Source organism: Streptomyces sp. NPDC021224, assembly GCF_044332905.1.
Classification (GTDB): Bacteria; Actinomycetota; Actinomycetes; order Streptomycetales; family Streptomycetaceae; genus Actinacidiphila.
In genome coordinates, this window is sequence record NZ_JBIRPW010000022.1 from 1 (window position 1) to 21036 (window position 21036).

At 72.9% G+C, this 21036-nt stretch carries 18 protein-coding genes and 1 rRNA gene; 7 read left to right on the forward strand and 12 right to left on the reverse strand.

Features of this window, described 5'->3' with window-relative positions:
- Together rrf and ACH4PY_RS33650 are read left to right on the forward strand one after the other, a co-directional pair.
- A 5S ribosomal RNA gene (rrf, locus tag ACH4PY_RS33645) occupies positions 1 to 81 on the forward strand; the annotation flags it as partial.
- Positions 82 to 226: 145 nt separating this feature from the next.
- Positions 227 to 1258, forward strand: a complete 1032-nt coding sequence (locus ACH4PY_RS33650) for an RNA polymerase subunit sigma-70 (protein WP_398191957.1) — start codon at positions 227 to 229, stop codon at positions 1256 to 1258.
- Between the two features lie 18 nt (positions 1259 to 1276).
- Here ACH4PY_RS33650 and ACH4PY_RS33655 read toward each other — a convergent pair whose 3' ends face one another.
- The 4 genes from ACH4PY_RS33655 to ACH4PY_RS33670 form a co-directional block, all read right to left on the reverse strand.
- A complete protein-coding gene (locus tag ACH4PY_RS33655) occupies positions 1277 to 2395 on the reverse strand; it encodes a LacI family DNA-binding transcriptional regulator (protein ID WP_398191958.1) in 1119 nt (372 codons plus the stop codon).
- A 172-nt stretch (positions 2396 to 2567) separates the two neighbouring features.
- Positions 2568 to 4217, reverse strand: coding sequence for an extracellular solute-binding protein (locus tag ACH4PY_RS33660; RefSeq protein ID WP_398191960.1), 1650 nt, complete (start codon positions 4215 to 4217; stop codon positions 2568 to 2570).
- A 31-nt stretch (positions 4218 to 4248) separates the two neighbouring features.
- Positions 4249 to 5112, reverse strand: a complete 864-nt coding sequence (locus tag ACH4PY_RS33665; protein ID WP_398192139.1) for a carbohydrate ABC transporter permease — start codon at positions 5110 to 5112, stop codon at positions 4249 to 4251.
- A gap of 65 nt (positions 5113 to 5177) precedes the next feature.
- The gene (locus tag ACH4PY_RS33670; RefSeq protein ID WP_398192141.1) at positions 5178 to 6032 is read right to left on the reverse strand and encodes an ABC transporter permease; all 855 of its coding nucleotides are present in this window, start codon (positions 6030 to 6032) and stop codon (positions 5178 to 5180) included.
- Positions 6033 to 6330: 298 nt separating this feature from the next.
- On the opposite strand from ACH4PY_RS33670, the gene ACH4PY_RS33675 reads away from it, so the two are divergent.
- Positions 6331 to 7332 carry a hydroxyacid dehydrogenase gene (locus tag ACH4PY_RS33675; RefSeq protein ID WP_398191962.1) on the forward strand — a complete coding sequence of 334 codons (1002 nt, stop codon included), beginning with the start codon at positions 6331 to 6333 and terminating at the stop codon, positions 7330 to 7332.
- Positions 7333 to 7814: 482 nt separating this feature from the next.
- Here the strand turns inward: ACH4PY_RS33675 and ACH4PY_RS33680 are convergent, their stop codons facing one another.
- The 6 genes from ACH4PY_RS33680 to ACH4PY_RS33705 form a co-directional block, all read right to left on the reverse strand.
- Positions 7815 to 9452 carry a type VI secretion protein gene (locus tag ACH4PY_RS33680; RefSeq protein WP_398191964.1) on the reverse strand — a complete coding sequence of 546 codons (1638 nt, stop codon included), beginning with the start codon at positions 9450 to 9452 and terminating at the stop codon, positions 7815 to 7817.
- Between the two features lie 9 nt (positions 9453 to 9461).
- Complete coding sequence (locus tag ACH4PY_RS33685) at positions 9462 to 10880, reverse strand: ATP-binding protein (protein WP_398192143.1); 1419 nt, start codon at positions 10878 to 10880, stop codon at positions 9462 to 9464.
- A gap of 31 nt (positions 10881 to 10911) precedes the next feature.
- Positions 10912 to 12456 carry an SCO6880 family protein gene (locus ACH4PY_RS33690; RefSeq protein ID WP_398191966.1) on the reverse strand — a complete coding sequence of 515 codons (1545 nt, stop codon included), beginning with the start codon at positions 12454 to 12456 and terminating at the stop codon, positions 10912 to 10914.
- Entirely contained in the window at positions 12453 to 13808 is a 1356-nt protein-coding gene (locus ACH4PY_RS33695) for a hypothetical protein (RefSeq protein WP_398191968.1), read from the reverse strand. Before ACH4PY_RS33695 ends, ACH4PY_RS33690 begins: the two co-directional genes overlap by 4 nt.
- Complete coding sequence (locus ACH4PY_RS33700; protein WP_398191970.1) at positions 13798 to 14676, reverse strand: hypothetical protein; 879 nt, start codon at positions 14674 to 14676, stop codon at positions 13798 to 13800. Before ACH4PY_RS33700 ends, ACH4PY_RS33695 begins: the two co-directional genes overlap by 11 nt.
- Positions 14677 to 14914: 238 nt before the next feature.
- Entirely contained in the window at positions 14915 to 15223 is a 309-nt protein-coding gene (locus ACH4PY_RS33705; protein ID WP_031524459.1) for a hypothetical protein, read from the reverse strand.
- Between the two features lie 354 nt (positions 15224 to 15577).
- On the opposite strand from ACH4PY_RS33705, the gene ACH4PY_RS33710 reads away from it, so the two are divergent.
- Positions 15578 to 16585, forward strand: coding sequence for an NlpC/P60 family protein (locus ACH4PY_RS33710; RefSeq protein WP_398191971.1), 1008 nt, complete (start codon positions 15578 to 15580; stop codon positions 16583 to 16585).
- 367 nt (positions 16586 to 16952) lie between these two features.
- Complete coding sequence (locus tag ACH4PY_RS33715) at positions 16953 to 17651, forward strand: phosphatase PAP2 family protein (protein WP_398191973.1); 699 nt, start codon at positions 16953 to 16955, stop codon at positions 17649 to 17651.
- A gap of 82 nt (positions 17652 to 17733) precedes the next feature.
- On the opposite strand, the gene ACH4PY_RS33720 is transcribed toward ACH4PY_RS33715, so the two are convergent.
- The gene (locus ACH4PY_RS33720) at positions 17734 to 19323 is read right to left on the reverse strand and encodes an FAD-binding oxidoreductase (RefSeq protein WP_398191975.1); all 1590 of its coding nucleotides are present in this window, start codon (positions 19321 to 19323) and stop codon (positions 17734 to 17736) included.
- Between the two features lie 120 nt (positions 19324 to 19443).
- Positions 19444 to 19614, reverse strand: a complete 171-nt coding sequence (locus tag ACH4PY_RS33725) for a hypothetical protein (protein WP_398191977.1) — start codon at positions 19612 to 19614, stop codon at positions 19444 to 19446.
- Positions 19615 to 19698: 84 nt separating this feature from the next.
- Between ACH4PY_RS33725 and ACH4PY_RS33730 the strand changes: the two genes are divergently transcribed.
- Complete coding sequence (locus ACH4PY_RS33730; RefSeq protein ID WP_398191979.1) at positions 19699 to 20553, forward strand: hypothetical protein; 855 nt, start codon at positions 19699 to 19701, stop codon at positions 20551 to 20553.
- Between the two features lie 309 nt (positions 20554 to 20862).
- Complete coding sequence (locus tag ACH4PY_RS33735) at positions 20863 to 21018, forward strand: hypothetical protein (RefSeq protein WP_398191980.1); 156 nt, start codon at positions 20863 to 20865, stop codon at positions 21016 to 21018.
- The last annotated feature ends 18 nt before the right edge of the window (positions 21019 to 21036 follow it).

A 21036-nucleotide genomic window follows, 5' to 3' on the forward strand; every position in this document is an offset into this window, starting at 1 on the left:
ATTCCGAACCCGGAAGCTAAGCCTTTCAGCGCCGATGGTACTGCAGGGGGGACCCTGTGGGAGAGTAGGACACCGCCGAACAAATATTGATGAAGCGTCAGCCCCCGTGCCCAGCACGGGGGCTGACGCTTTTCTGCGTTCAGAACCGCCGAGCGGCGACAGTTTTCCGTGGCGGCCGGTGTCCGTACAGGCGAGGGCGGACGCGCGCGGTGAGGAGGGTCCGGAGATGGCGGCGGAGACGTGGCGGGACGGCGAGGCGGTGCTCGCGCGGGCGCGGGCGGGGGACGGGGACGCCTTCCGGGAGCTGACCGAGCCCTACCGGCGGGAGCTCCAGCTGCACTGCTACCGCATCCTCGGCTCCCTCCAGGACGCGGAGGACCTGCTCCAGGAGACGCTGCTCGCGGCGTGGCGCGGGCTCGACGGCTACCAGGAGCGGGCGTCGGTACGGACGTGGCTCTACCGGATCGCCACCAACCGCTGTCTGAACGCGCTGCGTGCGGGGGAGCGGCGGTGGGCGCGGCCGGAGGTGACGGTCGTGCTGCCCGAGCCGTCGCGGCGGCCCGCGGAACCCGCATGGCTGGAGCCGTACCCGGAGCCGCTGCTGGCGGCACTGCCGGACCGGGAGCCAGGACCGGAGGCGCGGTACGAGGCGCGGGAGGCGGTGTCGCTCGCGTTCGTCGTGGGGTTGCAGCAGCTCGTACCGCGGCAGCGGGCGGTGCTCGTGCTGCGGGACGTGCTGGGCTTCCGGGCCGCGGAGGTCGCGGTGATGCTCGGGACGACCGCGAACGCCGTGCACCTGGCGCTGCGGCGGGCCCGGGCCGTACTCGACGCGGCGCTGCCGGGGCGGGACCGGGAGGGGGCGCCGCTGCCGGGGTCGGCGGAGGAGCGGCGGGTGGTGGACGCGTTCGCGCGGGCCTTCGAGGCGGGGGACGTCGCGGCGCTCGTGGAGCTGCTCACGGCGGACGCGCGGCTCACGATGCCGCCGCTGGAGGCGACGTACGAGGGGGTGCCGGCGGTCGCGGACTTCCTGCGGACGGTCGTCTTCGCGGACGGGCGCGGCTATGTGCTCCGGCCGGTGCGGGCGAACGGGCAGCCGGCGTTCGCGCTCTACCGCCGGGACCGGGGTTCGTCGATCGCACACGCGCACGGCGTGATGGTGCTGGGTCTCGCCGGTGGCCGGGTGGCGGACATGACGCGGTTCGTCGACACCGGGCTGCTCGGAGCCTTCGGGATGGCACGGTCCCTGCGCGAGAGGTGACCTGCGGGACGGGGGCCGTCAGGGCAGGCGGCGGACGCTGGAGCGCAGGACGGAGTGGGTGCCGAGCAGGTGGCGGGACTGGGCGGTGGAGCGGGGGCCCGCGGACTCCTCGGCGAGAGCGAGGCGGACGGACTCGCGGCCGAGTTCGTAGGCGGGGATGTTGACCGTGGTCAGCGGGGGGTTGAGGTCCTGGGCGAGGCCGTCGTTGTTGTAGCCGACGACGGAGATGTCCTCGGGTGTGCGCAGGCCGTACTCGCGCATCGCGGCCATCGCGCCGGCCGCGGCCTGGTCGTCCCCGGCGAAGACCGCGGTGAAGTCGGGCCGTCCGGCGCAGTCGGCGAGGATCTGCCGCATGTTGGCGTAGCCGTGGGCGCGGCCGACGCCGATGCCCTCGACGCGTTCGGCGGACGGCGGCAGGCCGTGGTCGGCGAGTGCCCGGCGGTACCCGGCGATGCGCGGCTCGATGGTGGTGTGGCCGGGCATGGTGCCGAAGAAGAGGATGTCGCGGTGCCCGGCGGACAGCAGGTGGCTGGTAATGGCGTAGGCGCCGGCCTCGTTGTCGTACTCGACGACCAGGACGGGCATGTCGGGGCTGGGCGCGGGGCGGCCGCACAGCACGAGGCGGGAGCCGGCCGCGGCCAGGCCGTGGGCGTACTCGCCGAGCCGGGCCTGGTAGCGCTCGTCCTCGACGGCGCCGCCGACCAGGACGACGAACTCGCAGCGCTGCTCGCGCATCATCTGGACGAGGGCCAGTTCGCGTGCCTCGTCGCCGCCGTGGCTGCACACCATGCACAGGCGGCCGCGGGCGGCGGCCTCCTGCTCGACGCCCTGGGCGACGGAGGCGTAGAAGGCGCTGTCGACGGAGGAGACGATGACGGCGATGGTCTTGGGCCCGGTGCCGGCGAGGGCGCGGGCGCGGCCGTCGATGACGTAGTCGAGGTCCTTGACGGCCCGCAGCACCTTGGCGCGTGCCGCGGCCGACGTCGGGTAGTTCCCGGCGAGGACGCGGGAGACGGTGGCGACCGAGACGCCCGCGCGGTCAGCGACGTCGCGGATGGTGACGCGGCGCGTGCCGTTGCCGCCTGCCGTGCTGCCCGGTCCTGCCGTGCTGCCCGGCCCTGGTGAAGTCTCCGCCATCCCCGCCATCCGATGTCCCCGGCGCACCGGTGTGCCCGGTGCTGCCGGTGTCCGCCCCGGCCGTGCGCCGCCGCCCCAGCGTAGTGGGCCGGGTGCGGCGGCGCGGGGCCGGTGCGCGTCCGTGGTCGTCCGTGGTCTGCTGCCCGTCCCGGCGGTGTGCCGGGTGCGGGTGTCAGTGGTTCGAGGCGTAGTCCTTCGCGTAGTCCTCGGCGATCTGGTCCAGGCCCTGGTTGCGCATCTTCTTCACGGTGTCGTCCCAGGCGCTCAGGGGCTTGCGACCGCTGACGATGTCGCCGATCGTGTCGGTGCGCAGCTGGTCGACGGCGGCGCCGACGCGGCTGACGGTCTGGGACTGGAGGCCGAAGCGCGGGTTCTTCACCAGCATCGGGGCGACCTTGAGCTGCCAGGCGTGGTTGCGCTGGACGACGTCCGGGCGGCCGGGCAGGTAGAGGACCTGCGGGGCGTCGCACAGGTACTTGATCGGCAGCTGCACCGGGTTCTCGACCTGCCCCAGCTCGGTGGGGATGGGCGAGCCGTTCTTGTCGCGGGTGAAGTGGGTGCCCTCGACGCCGAAGTGGTTGAGCTCGTACTCCTTGGTGCCGAACGGCGAGGCGAGGTAGTCCAGGACGCGCAGGATGAGCTTGATGCGGTCGGGCGTGGTCTTCTTCAGCACCGTGTAGCCCCACGCGCCCTTCGCCCGCTGCATGCCGGGCTTGGCGCCGTTGGAGGGGATGTACGGGACGGCCGCGTCGAGCACGAAGGCGTCCTTGATGCTGGGGATGGAGGTGCTGAGCGCCCCGAAGCCGTCCACCATGGAGCCGACGGTGCCGTTGTAGAAGAAGGTCTTGCAGTCGACCGTCGAGGTGCCCAGGACGTTGGGGTTGTAGAGGTTGGCCTGGCGCAGCTTGAGCATGTACTCGATGGAGGCGCGGTACTCGTCGGTGGTGTACGCGCTGACGAAGGCGCCGCCGTCGAGCTTCCACTCCTGCGGGGCGCCCCACGCCATGGAGTGCATGGTCTCGCCGAACAGCAGCGGCGCCGACGAGCCGAGGCCGTACTTCCTGCCGTGCGTGGCGGCCTTGGCGACCTCCAGGAAGTCGTCCGAGGTCCAGCCGTCCTTCATCCCGGCGGCGGTGAAGACGTCGTTGTTGATCCACAGGCAGTTGCCGGGCGCCGAGCGCTGGACGGGGATGCCCCACAGCCGGCCGCTGATGTGGCCCATGTCCTGCCAGACGTACGTGGGCAGGTTCGCCAGGTTCGGGTAGGCCTTGATGGCGTCGCCGGAGATGTAGTCGGACAGGTCGGCGCACTTGGAGACGACGAAGTCGGCCTCGCGGGGGAGGGTGTGGCCGCCGCCGAAGTTGATGACGTCGGGCAGGTCGTTGCCCGCCATCATGGTGGCCATCTTGGTCATGTAGTCGGAGTCCGGGACGACCGTGAACTCCAGCTTGATGCCCAGCGCCTCGTTGATCGCCGTCCAGAACTTGTTCTCGCCGGCCGGCTTGGGCGGGGTGCCGTAGGTGATCGTCATCACCTTGATCGTCTCGCCCTTGCCGGGCTTGTCGTGGACGGCGGTGGCGAGTTCCTTGGGGTAGCTCAGGTAGCCGGGCTGGATGCCGTCGGCGGTGCCGGGCAGGTCGGGGGCGGGCCCGGAGAAGGGCACGTACGCGGGCCAGGGGGCGAGCTTCTTGCCGGCGTTGCCCACGTCGTGCTTCTTGCCCGAGGTGGAGCAGGCGGCGAGAACGGACGGCGCGGCCACGGCGGCACCACTTGCGGCGATCGAGCGCAGGAGGGAGCGCCGCGAGAACGACGGGGTACTCACGGGAGGTCCTTTCGGAGAGGGGTTTGTTGCTCTAGCTCTTGATGGCGCCGGTGAGCACGCCCTTGGTGAAGTACTTCTGGAGGAAGGGGTAGACGAGCAGGATCGGTACGGTCGCCACGACCAGCACCGCCATCTGGATCGTCTGCGGCGCGGCGACCTGCGAGGCGTCGCCGACACCGGAGTCCGCGAGCTGCGCGCCGCCGATGACGTACGTGCGCAGCACCTGCTGGAGCGGCCACTTGCCGGAGTCGAGGTAGATCGAGGCGTAGAACCAGGCGTTCCAGTACGACACCGCGTAGAACAGGCCCACCACGGCGAGCGCGGCCTTGGACAGCGGCAGCACGATGCGGCGCAGGATCAGCCACTCGCTCGCGCCGTCCAGCCGGGCGGCCTCGTACAGCTCCTCGGGCAGCGACTGGAAGAAGCCGCGCAGCACGACCAGGTTGAAGACGTTGATGAGCACCGGGGCGACCAGCGAGCTGTAGCCGTTGAGCAGGTGCAGGCCCTTGACCAGCAGGAACGAGGGGATCATGCCGGGCGGGAAGAGGAAGGTGAAGAGGATCAGCAGCAGGATCGGCCGGCCGCCGAAGACATCGCGGCGGCTGAGCGCGTAGGCCAGGCCGATCGTGCAGACCATGCTCGCCGCGGTGCCGACGATCGTGATGCCGGCGCTGACCCACAGGGCGTGGGTGACGATGCCGCCGTCGAAGAGCTGGTGGTAGGCGCGCAGCGTGGGGTGCTGCGGCCACAGCACCCAGCCGCCGTTGGCGACGACCTCGTCGGTCGAGGCCAGGCTCGTCGCGACGATGATCAGGAAGGGCACGCACACCAGCAGCACGACCGCGACCAGCGCGACGGCCTTCGCGGCCTGCGTGACCGGGCGCGGGCGCTCCATCCACGCCGGGCGGGCGGGGCGGCGGGCCGCCGGACGCGGCCGGCGGCGGCCCTGGGCGAAGCTGCTCACTGGTAGACCCCCTGCTCGCCGAGGCGGTGCGCGACCTTGTTCGCGGCGAAGACGAGTGCGGCGCCGACGACGCCCTTGAACAGGCCGGCCGCGGCGGCGTACCCGTAGTCGCCGCCGACCAGGCCCTTGAAGTAGACGAAGGTGTCGATGACCTCGGCCGCGCCGGTGCCGACGGAGGCGCGCTGCAGCAGCATCTGCTCGAAGCCGACCGACAGGATGTCGCCGAGCCGCATGATCAGCAGCAGCACGATGATCGGCCGGATCGCGGGCAGCGTGACGTTCCAGAACCGCCGCCACGGGCCCGCCCCGTCGAGCGCGGCGGCCTCGTACTGCTGCTCGTCGACCTGGCCGAGCGCGGCCAGGAAGATGATCGTGCCCCAGCCGCAGTCCTTCCAGATGACCTGGGCGATGACCAGCGGCTTGAACGCCTCGGGGTTGCCGATGACGTTCACGGTGTGCAGGTGCGCGTCGCCGAGGACGTTGTTGAGCAGGCCCGTCTCGCCGAGCACCTGCTGGAAGACCGCCACGACGATCACCCAGGACAGGAAGTGCGGCAGGTAGGCGACCGACTGCACGAAGCGCCGGACGCTGTCCCGGGTGAGGCTGTGCAGCAGCAGCGCCAGCGCGATCGGCACCGGGAAGAAGAAGACCAGCTGGAGCAGCGCGATCACCACGGTGTTGAGCAGCGCGTGCCAGAAGTCCGGGTCGCCGAACATGGTCTGGAAGTTGTCGAAGCCCACCCATGCGCTGGCCCACAGGCCGTCGAAGGGGACGTAGTCCTTGAACGCGATGACGTTGCCCGCCAGCGCGCCGTAGTGGAAGACCAGGAAGTACGCCACGCCCGGGGCCATCAGCACCAGCAGTGCCCAGTCCCTGCGCAGCCGTTTGAGGCGCGTCCCACGCCCCGCCCGTCCGGCCCGTCCGTCTGCACCGGACGCACCCGCCGCCCCTGTGCGGCCGGTGGCGTCCCGTTCGGCTATCGCCATTGCGTCCTCCTCGACGCCTTGAGGTGGGGGGAACCTAAACCGGTTACTACGACAGGGTCAAGCCCTTGTGCACGGGAAAGCGTTGACCCATGGGGTTCACGCACTTAATGTGAGTGCATCAGGAAGTAACCGATTACACGGCGATCACACGCAAGGGGCAGACATGGCGGAGCGTCCGAAGCTGGTGCTGGCGATGCAGCAGGACATCGTGGACCTCGTCCTCCCGGCACCGCTGCGCGCCCGGCTCGACACGCTCGCCGACGTCCACCCGCTGCTCGTCACCGACGCCGCCGACCCCGCCTCCGACACGGCCCTCACCGCAGCGGAGATCCTCCTCACCGGATGGGGCGCCCCCCGGATCGACACCGCGCTGCTCGCCCGCACCCCGCACCTCGCCGCCGTCATCCACGCCGCCGGAACGGTCAAGCACCACGTAGGGCCCGAGGTGTGGGAACGCGGCATCGCCGTCTCCTCCGCCGCCGACGCCAACGCCGCACCCGTCATCGAATTCACCATGGCCGCGGTCACCCTCGCCGCCCGCCGCACCCTCGGCTACGCCGCCGGCTACCACCACGGGCAGCAGCCCGCCCACGCCGAACGACGCGGCGCCGACGGAGCCGTCGTCGGCGTCATCGGCGCCTCCCGCATCGGCCGCGGCGTCATCGCCCGGCTGCGCGCCGCCGACGCGCACTTCCAGATCCTCCTCGCCGACCCGTACGTCACGCCCGACGACGCCCAGACCCTCGGCGTACGGCTCGTCGACCTCGACGAACTCTGCGCCGCCTCCGACATCGTCACCATCCACGCCCCCGACCTGCCCGAGACCCACCACCTCCTCGACGCCCGCCGCCTGCGCACCCTGCGCGACGGCGCCGCCGTCATCAACACCGCACGCGGCCGCCTCCTCGACACGGAAGCGCTGGCGCGCGAATGCGAGAGCGGGCGGATCGAGGCGTACCTCGACGTGACCGACCCCGAGCCGCTGCCGGAGGAGCACGTGCTCCACCGGCTCCGCAACGTGCTGCTCACCCCGCACATCGCCGGCTGCCAGGGCTCCGAGGTCGCCCGCCTCGGCGCGTACGCGGTGGACGAGGTCGAACGCTTCCTCTCCGGCGCCCCTTTGCGCGGCGCTGTCGCCGCGGAAGACCTCGCGCGTATCGCTTGACCTCCCCCTTGCCGGGGGCTGAGCGCGCAGTCCCCGCGCCCCTTTGCGCCAGGGGGTGCCTGTTGCGGTAGGCGTCGCGATCGTCCGCCCGGTGGGGGCTTGTCGCTCCGTTCTCCCCCAGAGCTGCGCCTGGGGGTACCCCCACGCAGCCCCTAAAAACGGGTGCTCTCCCACGCAGCCGCGCCCCGAGAAACGGGAACTCTCTCCCGGCGGGCAGCCGCTGAACCGGCCTGGAGGGGGACGGTGCGGGGTGCCCCCGCAGGAATGCGCTGGGAGTAGCTCACCGACTCGGTACGAGGGTGAAGGCGCATTCCGAGGAGGTGCCCCGTGGCGGCCCCCGACCCGCCCACCGGCGCGCCGCGAAAAGGGGCGCGTGGGGGTACCTCCCAGGCGAAGCTCTGGGGGAGAACGGAGCGCTCAGCCCCCACCGCAGGGAAGGTCGCACACCGCACCGCACCACGCAGAACGGAGCGCCCCCTCCGCTAGCGCAGCGGCAGCGCGTCGGGGACCACGGACGCCGTCGACGACGGGTCGAGGGTGAGGCGGAGATCGGCCGCGGGCCAGAGCGGGGTGGGCCAGCGGGCGGCGGCCTGCTCGGGGGAGCGGAGGACGGCCAGCGTGGGGAGGCCCGCCGCGGTGCCCTCCGCGAGGAGGACGGGGAGGTCGGGCGCCGGCGCGAGCGCCGCGACGTCGTCGAGGACGAACGTCAGTGGTGGGTCGAGCCGGCCGGCGGGTGACCCTGCGGCCATGCGCCGGCCGTGCTCGACCACGCTGGAGACGAGTGCGGTGAGCAGGGGCATCGCACCCAGATGGGCCCGCGGGTCCTCGACCCGCTCACCCACCACGTAGAGCGTTCCCAATTCCGCGGCCCACGACTCCACGTCGAGCCCCCCGGTCCGCGGCGGATTGCAGGCGTCGCGGATGTGCACGGAGCCCAGCGGCTCCAGGATCTGCCGGATGAGCGCCTGCGCGGCGTCCCGCCGGTCGGGGTGCGCGTGCAGCACCGACTCCAGTTCGCCGCTCCAGCCGGAGGCCGCGCGCGGGTCGGAGCGCAGGATGCGCACCGCGTCGGCCGCGGCCTGGCCACCCGCCGCCCAGCGGTGGACCTGGCGGAAGGGTCGGCCGTCGACCGCGGCGGCGTGCAGCCAGCAGCGCAGCAGCGTCACGGCGGTGGAGTGCACGATGGCCTCGTCGGCGCGCGACGTACGCAGCGGGGCGAGCAGCGCGGCCGCCCGTGTCCCCGCGGTCGCGGGCTGCTCGCAGCCGCCGTGCGGCGCCCACCGCAGCCGTCCGGGCACGTCCAGCAGGTGCGCGGGGTCGTAGACGTGGACGGGCCCGAGCTTGCTGCGGTTGCCGACCGTCTGGTGGTACGTGTCGGGGTCCGCCGTGGTGACCAGGACCGGGCCCGCGGCTGCGAGGACGGCCGGCTGCACGACGCGCTTGGCCTGGTCGCCGCGCGGCCCGGCGAACAGCGCGTAGGTGCGCGTCACCTCGCCGCCGTCCAGGGCCGCCGGGCGCGGCTCGGGCGCGGCGGCGACCGGGGGCAGTTCGGCGGTGACGGGGTCGGCGGCGCGCGGCGGCGCCGCCTGCGGCACCGTACGGAACCACGCGTCCAGCCCGTCGCCCTTGCCGTGCGCGTCGCCCGGTGTGCGGCCGCGGCGGCGCGGCGCGGGCACGTCCCCCGGGGCCTCCGCCGGGCCTGCGACCGGCTCGGGCGCGGGCCCCGGCTCGGCGGCGGCCACGGGCACCGGCCTGGGGACGGGGCGGCGGCCCTTGCCGCGCAGCCGGGCCGTCACGTTCATCGTCCACACCGCGACCGTGAACAGCACCATGAACTGCCCGACGAAGATGCCCCAGAACAGCCCCGGGCCCGAGAGCCCGCCCGCTTCGGTGTCCGGCCACGCGGCGGGGATGTCGTGCGGTTGGCCGACCAGCGCCCGCATCGCCCGCGGGGTGCGGGTGAAGTGCAGCCCCGCGGGCCACGAGCCGTGCGCCAGCAGCCCCGCGATACCGGTGGCCGTCCACACCAGCAGCGTGACGCCCAGCAGGAACGCGATGATGCCGACGACCAGCCCGTCCGGCAGGCCGCCGCCGTTCTGCTCCCGCTTCTGCGCCGCCATGCCCCCGCCTCACGCCACCGCGTCGTCGGCCATTTGCTTGGCGAGGGCGACCTGGGCGGCGGCGTGCGCCTCCGCCCGTGCCTCGGCCTCGGCTTCCGCCTCCGCCATGTCGGCGGCGTGCTCCGAGGAGGACTGGGTCATGGCGCGGTCGGTGAAGACCAGGGGGCGTTCGGCCTCGGTGATCAGATGTTTGACGACCTGTACGTTGCCGTTGACGTCCCACACCGCGATGCCCGGCGTCAGCGTCGGGATGATCTCGACCGCCCACCGCGGCAGCCCCAGCACCCGTCCCGTCGCGCGCGCCTCGTCGGCCTTCTGGGCGTAGATCGTGCGGGTCGAGGCCATCTTCAGGATCGCCGCGGCCTCCTTGGCCGCGGCCCCGTCCACGACGTCCGACAGGTGGTGCACGACCGCGACGAAGGACAGGCCGAGGCGACGGCCGAACTTCAGCAGCCGCTGGAAGAGCTGCGCGACGAAGGGGGAGTTGATGATGTGCCAGGCCTCCTCGACCAGGAAGATGCGTTTCTTCCGGTCGGGCCTGATCCAGGTGTGCTCCAGCCACACGCCGACGATCGCCATCAGGATCGGCATCGCGATCGAGTTGCGGTCGATGTGCGAGAGGTCGAAGACGATGAGCGGCGAATCCAGGTCGATGCCCGCGCTCGTCGGCCCGTCGAACATGCCGCGCAGGTCGCCGTCCACCAGCCGGTCGAGCACCAGCGCCACGTCCAGGCCCCAGGCCCGTACGTCGTCCAGGTCGACGTTCATCGCCTCGGCGGACTCCGGCATCGGGTGCCGCAGCCGCTCGACGATGTCGGTCAGGATGGGCTGGCGGTCCGTCACCGTGTCGGCCACGTAGGCGTGCGCGACCTTCAGCGCGAAGCCCGAGCGCTCGTCCAGGCCGCGGCCCATCGCGACCTCGATGATGGTGCGCAGCAGCGCCAGCTGGCCGGTCACGGTGATCGCCGGGTCCAGCGGGTTGAGCTTGATGCCGCCGTCCAGCGCGGCCATCGGGTCCAGCCGGATCGGGGTCAGGCCCATCGCCTGCGCGATGAGGTTCCACTCGCCGACGCCGTCCTCGCCCTGTGCGTCCAGCACGACCACCTGGCGGTCCCGGAAGCGCAGCTGGCGCAGCACGTACGTCTTCTCCAGCGCCGACTTGCCGTTGCCGGACTCGCCCAGCACCAGCCAGTGCGGCGCGGGCAGCTGCTGGCCGTAGAGCTGGAAGGGGTCGTAGATGTAGCCCTTGCCCGAGTAGACCTCGCGGCCGATGATCACCCCGGAGTCGCCCAGGCCCGGCGCCGCCGTCGGCAGGTAGACCGCCTGCGCCTGCCCCGTCGAGGTGCGCACCGGCAGCCGGGTGGTCTCGACACGGCCGAACAGGAAGCTGGTGAACGCCTCGGTGAGCGCCGCGAGCGGATCCAGCATGGGCATGGCGACGGCCTCCTCAGGACGGCGACTAGCGGCGGATGCCGGTGGCGAACGGCAACGTATTGACGAATGCCCGGTGGTGCTCACGATCGCACCACTCAAGCTTCAAATACGACTTACCGGCGGAAGCGCGGATGGTGCGCTTGTCGCGCGCCAGCGCTTCCGGGGAGCGCGAGGACACCGTGAGGTAGCCCACCAGGTTCACCCCGGCCGCACCGCTCGCCAGGTCCTCGCCGCGCTGGTCGATCCGGCCGTGGTGCGCGATGTCGCGCGGGTCCACGGTGCGGTTCATCTTCGCGGCGCGGCTCGCCTCGGCGTCGTCGTTGGTCTTCTCCGTCAGCATCCGCTCGATCGCGACATCGGTCGGCTCCAGGTCCATCGTCACCGCGACCGTACGGATCACGTCCGGGGTGTGGACCAGCAGCGGCGCCAGGAAGTTGACGCCCACCGGGGTCATCGGCCACTCCTTGACCCACGCCGTGGAGTGGTGCCAGGGCGCTCGCGTCGTCGACTCGCGCGTCTTGGCCTGGAGGAACGTCGGCTCGGTCGCGTCCAGTTCGGCCGGCCACGCGTTGCGCCGGGTCATCGCCTGGATGTGGTCGATGGGGTGGTCCGGGTCGTACATCGAGTGGATGAGCGACGCCAGCCGGGCCTGGCCCAGCGGCTGCCGCACCCGGATGTCGGCCTCCGCCAGCCGCGCACAGATGTCGTTGAGCTCGCGCGCCATGACCGCCGCGAGCCCCGCGTCCTTGTCGACCTTGCGGCCGCGCCCGCTCGACGCCCGAGCCAGCGCGTTGCCCTCGGCCGCCAGTTCACGGGTGAAGTGCATGCACGCCACTAGGTAGGCGCGGTGCTGCTCGGAGGACGTCGACACCATCGACTGGAGCTGGTCGTAGGAGTCCTTGAGCCACCGCTCGGCCTCCGGGTCGCCGCGCTGGGCCACGTCCTTGGCGTGCGCGTCCGGATCGGCGGGCAGCGTACGGGCCAGCATCTGCAGCCGGGTGACGAAACCGTCGCCGTTGGCCACATGCTTCAGCAGCGTGCCGAACCGCTCGACCAGGGCCTCCTGGTCCTCGCTGTCCCGCAGGCCCACGCCGGGGCCCTCGATCTCGATCGCCGCCGTCACCGTCCGCCGGTCCACGTGCAGCAGCACCGCGATCTCGTCCGGCCCGAAGGGCGCCGCGAGCCAGCTGATCCGTCCGATCCCCGGCGGCGGCCCCACCTCGACCTCCCGCCCGTCCAACGCCGTGCCCGCCTCCTGCACCGACGAGCGGTACGTCGGCGCGACGCGCAGCGTACGGCGGTAGGTGCGGTTGATCTCGAACCAGCGGTAGAACGTCCGCCTGCGGTACGGCAGGAAGACCGCGGCCAGCGCCAGCACCGGCCAGCCGATCAGACCGACGATGCGCAGCAGCAGGAACGGCACCAGCAGCCCGTTGAGCATGCCGAGCCCCGCGCCGAGCACGATCAGCACGATCTCACCGGTCTCGCGGTTCTTGCCCACGATCGCGTTGGGCCGCGCCTTGCCGATCAGATACGTGCGCCGCGGCTGGGTGAAGGACTGGGTCGTCACCCGCGATCACCTCCCTGCGAAGTGCCGTTGTCCGTTCCCCGGTTCGCCCGGAAAGGCGCCCCCAAGCCGCCGCCCCCGCCACCCGGGCGGGGTGGCGTCGCGCCGCCACCGCCCTGGCCGCCGCCGCGCGCGCTGTGCGCCGCGATGCCGCCCGCCACCGGGTTCGACGGCTGCGGGCCACCGCCCTGGGCCTGCTCCTGCGGGCCGCCGCGGGCGCTGTGCGTCTTGATGCCCTGCTTGACGAGCGCGGCCGGCGACGAGATCACCGCGGCCGCCTGGCTCTGGCCGCTCGCCTTGCGGCTGTTGCGCAGGTTGACCACGTCGTCGCCGAAGCCCGGCACGAAGCGGTAGATCATGAAGCTCGCGAAGATCGCCAGCAGGATGATCGCCAGACCCGACACCACGGCCGAGAACGAGTCCGGCCCGTTGTCCGACGAGGACAGCGCGCCCGCCAGGCCAAGCACGATCACGATCACCGGCTTGACCAGGATGACCGCGATCATCACCCCCGCCCAGCGCCTGACGTGGTGCCACATGTTCTTGTCCACCAGCCCCGCGTACACCGCGGTGCCCAGCATCGCGCCCACGTACAGCAGCGCCGCCCGGATCACCAGCTCCAGCCACAGCACACCCGCCGCCAGCACCGACACCATCGACACCACGATCAGCATGATCGGACCGCCGCCGATGTCCGTGCCCTTGGTAAGCGCGGCGGAGAAGGAGCCGAAGAACACGTCGGTGTCGGACTTCGTGCCCGACGACATCACATCCGTGACGGCGTCGGTCGCCGACACCACGGTGTAGAGGATCAGCGGCGTGAACGCGGACGCCAGCACCGTCAGCCACAGGAAGCCGACCGCCTCGGTCAGCGCCTCCGTCATCGGCACCCCGCGCACCGCCCGCTTGGCCACCGCGAGCAGCCACAGGATGAGCGTCAGGATCGTGGACGCGGCGAAGACGACGGCGTACTGGCGGAGGAAGGAGGTGTTGGTGAAGTCGACCGCGGTCGTCTTCGTCACCGCGGCCGACAGCTTGTCGATCGTCCACCCGGCGGCGTTGCCGCAGCCCTTGGCGAGGGAGGAGAGGGGGTCGAGGGAGTCGGTGATGCCGTTGGAGCCGCCGCTCCCGCTCCCGCTGCCCTTGTTGTCCTTCTCGCAGAAGTCCTTGGCGGAACCGACCAGGAGCCGGCATTTCTCGTTGCCGGCGGCGGCCGTCGCTGTCGCGCTCGGGGTGGCTGTCGCCGTCGCCCCCGGCGTCGGCGTGTCGGCCAGGGCCGCGGAGACGGGGCCGAGGCTCAGTGCGAGGACGGCGGCGGTCACGAGGGACCGGCGCAGGAGGCGGCTACCTGGCATACGTGAACCCTCCGTAGTCCCGGACCGCGCCGGCGATTTCGTCGGCGGAGGCGGCCTGGTTGTCGGCGGCGACGGGGGCGGGGCCGTCCTTCTGGGAGGAGGAACGGAGCTTCCAGTCGCCGCCCGACCAGACCAGCTGCTCGGTGATGGTGAACCAGGCGGTGCTGACCGGCTTGGTGGAGCCCGTGCCGGCGAGGCCGACGAGGTCGGTGCACCAGACCTCGACGGTCGTGGTGCCGGAGCCGGCGGCGCCGCCCGCGGTGACCTTGGTGCCGATCGGGACGGTGCGGGAGACGAAGGTGAGGCCGTCCGGGGCGGTGCCGTCGGCGTCGAGGCCGAGGTTCTTGAGCGCGTCGCCGGAGTAGGCGCTGTCCAGGTCGTGCTGGAGGGTGGCGCGGACGGACGGGTCGTAGATGGCGGTGACGATGGCGTGCCGCCGGGTGGCGTTGAACATGTCGGCGGAGCCGAGCGCGACCGCGTAGTTGGCCGCCGCGGACTGGGCGCCCTGCTCGGTGTGGGCGAAGCCGGCCGGGATGCCGGCGGCGCTCTTGCCCTGGACGGGCTGCTGCCCGGTCGGATCGGTGGGCGCGGTCTTGGCCCCGTGGCTGCCGGTCGCGGTGCCCGTGGAGCTGCCCGTGGAGCCGCTCGAGGAACTGCCCGGGGTGCCGCCGCTGCCGTCCGCGTTGTCGTGCGCCGCGGACGGGTGGTCGCCGCGGTTGGCGAAGGCGAGCGCGGCGATCAGCAGGACGACGATGCCGACGACGGTGACCAGCGCGCGCCGCGGCTGCGGGCGGCGGGTGCCGCCGTGCGCGGAGTGGCCTTCCGGCAGCCGGGTCCTGGTCGGGGGTCCGTCCTGGCCGAGACTCATCGCGCGACCGCCCCTCGGAGCGTTGCGGGCGTGCGGATGCCACGGTTCGGGCGGACGGCTCCGCTGCTTGGTCGAGTGGGCATCAGCACGCAGCCTCGGGTGGGAAGTGGAGCCGGGACGGGCTCCGCGGGACGTTGCTCGGATCGGACGGGAGAGGCGGGAGGAACCGGCGGGAGGGAGGAGGCGAGAACGGAACGGGGCCCGGATCCGGCGCTGCGGGGCCGGGCGCGTGAGCGGGCTACACGGCCATGCCGTAGACGATGGTGAACAGCGTGCCGAGCGAGCCGATGATGAACACGCCGGTCAGTCCGGCGATGATCAGTCCCTTGCCCTGCTCGGCGCTGAAGGTGTCGCGCAGCGCCGTCGCACCGATCCGCTGCTTGGCCGCACCCCAGATCGCCATGGCCAGGCACAGCAGGATCGCCACCGCCATGACCACCTCGATCATCACACGGGCTTCCTGGCCCAGTGACCCGAAGGGTCCCCAGTCGGGCGCGATGCCGCCGATGATGGTGTTGATATCGCCCTTGGGGGCTGCCACGAACATGTAACTCACCACCCCGCTCTGTCAGTTGGCTCCCCTGCCGGGGCGCAAGGGGCCAGCATCTATCTTGACGGACGTTTCCGCTGTTGCGCGTCGCTCGGCAACTTTCTCGGCGGATCGTCCGTGTGATCCGGCCCGGAGCCGTCAGACTGGTGGACGGACCGGTGTTCGATGGGACATGCTTGACTACTCTGTGTATCACGAGCATAACCGCTGGGCAACGAGGGGAACGCACGTTCCCGCGTGGTGCGGCGGCGGACGTCCGAGAAGATGACGGGGCGACGATCTGACGAGCTGACAGAAGGGGTCCGGCGAAGGGCCGGAGGCCGGTGACCGGCGGAAGGGGAGGGGTGACTGATGGGGCGTAAGCTCTGGATGGGCTTCGGCATCGGCGCCGGCCTGTTCTTCTCCTTCCTGGCCCTGCTGGTCGTGGGCACCTTCTCGGCGGCCGCGGGCCTGGCGAGCCGCGGGACGAACGCGGTGGGCCTGGCCAAGGGCGCGGTGCCGGACGTCTACCAGTCGCTGGTGCGCGACTGGGGCGATCTGTGCCCGGCGCTCAACCCGGCGCTGCTGGCCGCCCAGCTCTACCAGGAGAGCGGCTGGAACCCGCGCGCCCAGAGCGGGGCGAACGCCCAGGGCATCGCCCAGTTCATCCCCGGCACCTGGGCCACCCACGGCATCGACGGCAACGGCGACGGCAAGGCCGACGTGTGGGACCCGCAGGACGCGATCCCGTCGGCCGCGCAGTACGACTGCGACCTGGCGTCGTACGTGAAGAACGTGCCGGGCGACGTCACCGACAACATGCTCGCGGCGTACAACGCGGGCGCCTACGCCGTCATCAAGGCCGGCGGGGTGCCGCCGTACGCGGAGACACAGAACTACGTCAAGCGCATCCGCACGCTGGAGAAGAGCTTCGCCGCGCCGATCGGGGCGGTCGCGCCGTCGCAGCAGGCGGCGGGGGCGATCTACTTCGCGCAGCAGCGCCTCGGCACCCCCTATCTGTGGGGCGGTGAGGGCACGGCGGCGCAGGACGGGCGGTTCGACTGCTCCGGGCTCACGCAGGCCGCGTACGCGTCGGTGGGCATCACGCTGCCGCGGGTGGCCGCCGACCAGTGGAACGCCGGGCCGCACCCGGCGCGGGACGAGCTGCTGCCGGGCGACCTGGTCTTCTTCGCCACCAACCTGAGCGACCCGCGCACCATCCACCACGTGGGGATCTACGTCGGCGGCGGCCATATGATCAACGCCCCGCACACCGGCGCGCTCATCCGGTTCGACCCGATCGACGGAGCCGACTACATCGGCGCGACCCGGGTCACCCAGGACGGCGCGCGGGCGCTGCCGGCGGCCGCCACGTCCTGACCCCCGGACGGCGCCCCGGTTCCTGAAGGCTGCTGACGGCTACAAACAGCTGCTGATGGCTCCTGACGGTTCCCGACGGCTCCTGACGCAGAGTGTCCGGCGGGTGGACAGGGCTGCCGCCGGGGCCCGCGGGTTCGCTCGCCCGTCATCTGAGCGTCACCCTCTGGCCTACGGTCGGCCGTCAAACGGCCTGCGCGGTCACCCTTGCATAACAGCATGGTGATCTTCTGGCGAAGACCGGAACGCTACGTACAGTGCCGGGCGTTGTACGGGCGACAATGGCCTGGTACGCAAGCGACGGGGGTTGCAGACGTGCCGTGCCGCTGAGACACGGTCAGTTGCTAGTTGTTAGAGGGGCACCACCGCCATGGCACAGGGCGCCAACGACAGCGCGAACCCCGACGTCTCCCTGCTCCGATCGATCAACGACCTCGCCAAGCAGGCCCCGCACGGTGTGGACCGGGCCGTGGCGTTCGCCGGCGAGTACGGGCTGGTGGCGCTGGCGCTGCTGCTCGCCGGGTGGTGCTGGTGGCGGGTGGCCCGGCGGTCGGCCGACGCCCCGGCCGCGGTCGCCGGCGTGCTGTGGGCGGTCCTCGCCGCGGGCCTCGCGGTGCTGCTGGACTTCCCCGTGCGCGCGCTGGTCCGGCGCCCCGGCCCGTATGCCGACCACGACGGCATCGACGTGCTCGTCTCCGGCCACCACGGCACGTCCTTCGTGAGCGACCACACCGCGCTGGCCGCGGCGGTCGCGGTCGGGCTGTTCATGGTGAGCCGCAAGGCGGGGGCGGCCGCCCTCGTGGTCGCGCTCGCCGAGGGCTTCACCCGGGTCTACCTGGGCACGCACTACCCGACCGACGTCATCGGCGGCTTCGCCCTCGGGGCCGCGACCGTGCTGCTGCCGGCGCCCCTCGCGCTCGTCGGCCTCACCGCGCTGACCCGGCGGGTGGCCGCGACACGGGCCCGGTTCCTGGTGGTGGCGCCGCGCCGCGAGCCGCACCGCCGGACGCGGGCGGCCGCCGCGCACCACCACCGGCACCGCGCGGACGACAAGGACCTCGCCGCCTGACCCCGCCCTGACCCGGCGTCAAGGCGCTTTCCGGCCGCCTCCGGCCCGGGATCCGCCCCGCCGCCCTCCCGCAGGGGCGGTCTCACACCGCCTGCGGGAAGTCGAAGAGCCGGTCCGGGTCCAGGCGGCGCTTGAGGGCGGACAGCCGGTCGGCGTTCGGCCCGTAGTAGGCGGTGCGCCAGTCGGTGAGGGCCGGGTCGGTGTAGTTCTGATAGGCCGCGCCCGAGGCGTAGCGGCGCATCGCGTCGTGCGTCGTGTTCAGCCAGCCGGCCGTCGACAGGGCGCCGGAGGCCAGGTACTGGGCGAGGAAGCGCGAGCGGCGGTGGCTGAAGGCGGTCGCCGTCGGGTCCACCCGGTTGACGGCGCCGCCCAGCGCGGTCAGGGCGACGCTGCCCGCCCCGCCGCCCTTCGTCCCGGCCAGCCGCTGGACCTGTGAGAGCAGCGCGCTGATCCCGGCCGCGGACAGGTCGGTGTCGTAGAAGTCGGAGCGCGCGGTGTACGTGTCGCGCCCGAGCCGCCCCGCGGGGGCCAGGTGGCACTGGGCGGCGGACCAGGAGCCGCAGCCCGCGTAGGAGAACATCGCGTCGTGGTAGCTGTGCTGGTGCAGTGACACGGAGGAGGCGTCCGCGCCCACGGCCGAGGCGAGCTTGTCGGCCGCGGCGGCGAGGTCGGCGCGCGAGCCGCTGGAGAGCATCGGCACGGACACCGTGGGGGAGCCGCCGGGCGCGCAGTCCAGGTGCAGCGCCGACCATATGTGGTCGGGCTGGTCCGGGCCCCAGCCCTGCCAGCCGGCCACCACGTCGGCGGCCCGGCTCCACGGCCAGGTCAGGTACCCGGTGACGACCGCGGGCGCGGGGTGGGTGGTGAAGCGCAGCGAGGTGACGACGCCGAAGTTGCCGCAGCCGCCGCCGCGCAGCGCCCACAGCACGTCGGGCTCGCTGTCCTCGGAGATCTCGTGGACGGTGCCGTCCGCCGTCACCAGGGTCGCGCCGATCAGGTTGTCGCACGTCAGGCCCATGGAGCGGCTCATGACGCCGTGACCGCCGCCGAGCGCGAGACCGGACACGCCGACGGTGGGGCAGGAACCGGCCGGGACGGTCCGGCCCTGCCGCCCGAGCGTGTCGTAGACGTCGATGAGCTTGGCGCCCGCGGCGGCGGTCGCGACCGTGCCGTCCAGCCGGACGGACTTCAGCCGCGAGACGTCGACGACGAGCCGCCCGTCGCCGGAGGAGTAGCCCGCGTACGAGTGGCCGCCGCTGCGGATCGCCGGGGTCTTGCCGGTGCTGCGGGCGAAGTCCAGGCAGCGGGCGATGTCGTCGGTGCCGGTGACGTACGCGATCGCCGCCGGGCGCAGGTTGTCGAAGCGGGTGTTGTACAGCCGCCGGTCGGTCGCGTAGGCGCTGTCCTTGGGGAGCACCAGGGTGCCCCGGAGGGCCGAGCCGAGCGCGGACCAGTCCGCGGCGGACGGCGGGCGGACGCTCGCGGACGGGGTGGCGGGCGTGGCCGTGGTGGTGGCGGGGGTCGCGGACGGGGTGCCGGTGCCCGTGCTGCCGCTCGCCTTGCCGTCGTCGGAGGGGCCGCAGCCGCTGAGCCAGGCCGCGGCGAGGGCGCCGCCGGCCGCGAGCGCGCTACGCCGCCGCAGTTGCCGGGAGCCGGGGACCGGGTCGTTCACGCGATTCACCGCCGCATCCCGCCGGGGTCGCCGGCGACCGGAACTGATCAAGGGCTGTCTGCACAGTCCTAGACGTGACCGGGCGGGCGCCGGTTGCGGTCGGCGGCGGGCGGTACGCGATCAGCCGTCGGTGTGCTCCCGGGCGTCGCGCCGGGCCCGGTCGCGCGACCTTCGGGCGGGGCCGTGCCAGCCGCACGTGCAGCGCGCGGTGGCGAACGAGCCGCGCTCGGTGACCGACGTCCGGTGGCCCTCGGCGGCGTGTGTCTCGTCGTGGGTACGAAGCTGCGGCACCCCACCACGGTAACGGGCGTGACGGGCCCCTTCCGACCGTCGTTACGGAGAAGGGGCCGAGGCGACGACGGGGATGGTTGAGGGATGACGGCGGCGAAGTCCACGGCGCTGCGGACGCTGACCGCGGTGGCCGTGGCCTGGTGCGCGACGGTGCTGCCGGCCGGCTGCGGCGCCGCCCACGGCGACACCGGCCGGGCCGCCCCGGCCCCGGCCGCCGACCCCGCGGCGGTGGTCCGGGGCGCCGCGGACGCGCTGGTACGGGCGGGCGGCTCGCTCGTCGGCACGTCCCTGCGGATGGCCAGCGGCGGCACCTGGGTCACCGTCACCGGCAGCGGCCGGTACGACTACGCGCAGGCGCGGGGCACGCTCACCCTGGTCCTGCCGCGCGACGCGGCCGGGGCGCAGGAGCACGCGCCGGTCACCGAGCTGCTCACGCCGGGCGCGCTCTACATGAAGAACCGGGGCGCGGGTGTGCCCGCGGACAAGTGGGTACGCGTCGACGTCGCCGCGCTGCCCGACGGCGATCTCGTCACCGGCGGCGCCACCGACCCGCTCGCCGCGGCGCAGCTGCTCCGCGGGGTGCTCACCGCGCGGCTCGCGGGGGAGCGGACGCTCGACGGGGTGCCCGTACGGCGTCTGACCGGGACCCTCGCCATCGCGCGGGCGGCGCGCGCGTACGGGCCCCGGCCGCCGGTCGCGCTGTCCGCCGCCGCGAAGGGCTTCGCGGTGGGGCGGGTGCCCTTCGAGGTGTGGGTCGACGCGGAGGGCCGGCCGGCCCGGGTGACGCTGCGGTACGCGTACGGGCCGGCCCGGCACACGGTGGAGGTCGTCTCCACGACCACGTACTCCGGGTTCGGCGCGGCCGTCCCGCCCCTGGGGCTTCCGCCGGCGGCGGACATCTGGGCCGGCAAGATCGTTTCTCCCCCCGCGTCCGGCTGACCCGGCGGTCGCGCCGCGGGCTGCCCCGGGGGTGCGTTGCGCGGCCTTCCGCCGGTGGTGGGCTTGTCGCGCAGTTCCCCGCGCCCCCAGAAAACGCTGACCCTCCGCGCAGAGGGCGCCCCCGGCGGAACCGCCCACCCGGCGGGAGGTCGCGCGGGTCACCGCAGCAGGCACCCCGGCGCGCCCCCGGAAATGGTCATTACGTGCCATGCGGCGGGGCAAGGAGTGTCCCTACGCTGGAGGACGGCCGCATGTGCGGCCGCAGGCATGCGCGGCCGCAACAGGACGCACACCCGGCGAGGAGGGGGAATGGTGCCGTCGCCCGGCGCTACGCTCCAGGACGATCCGGTGGCTCTCGCCGAGATCGAGCTGACCTGCGAGCTGATGATCGCCGCGTCCACCGCCGTCGAGGACCGGCTGAGCTTCGCCCGGATCGACGAGGTCCTGGGCGTCCACCGCCCGTAGCAGGCGGCTGCGTGCGGC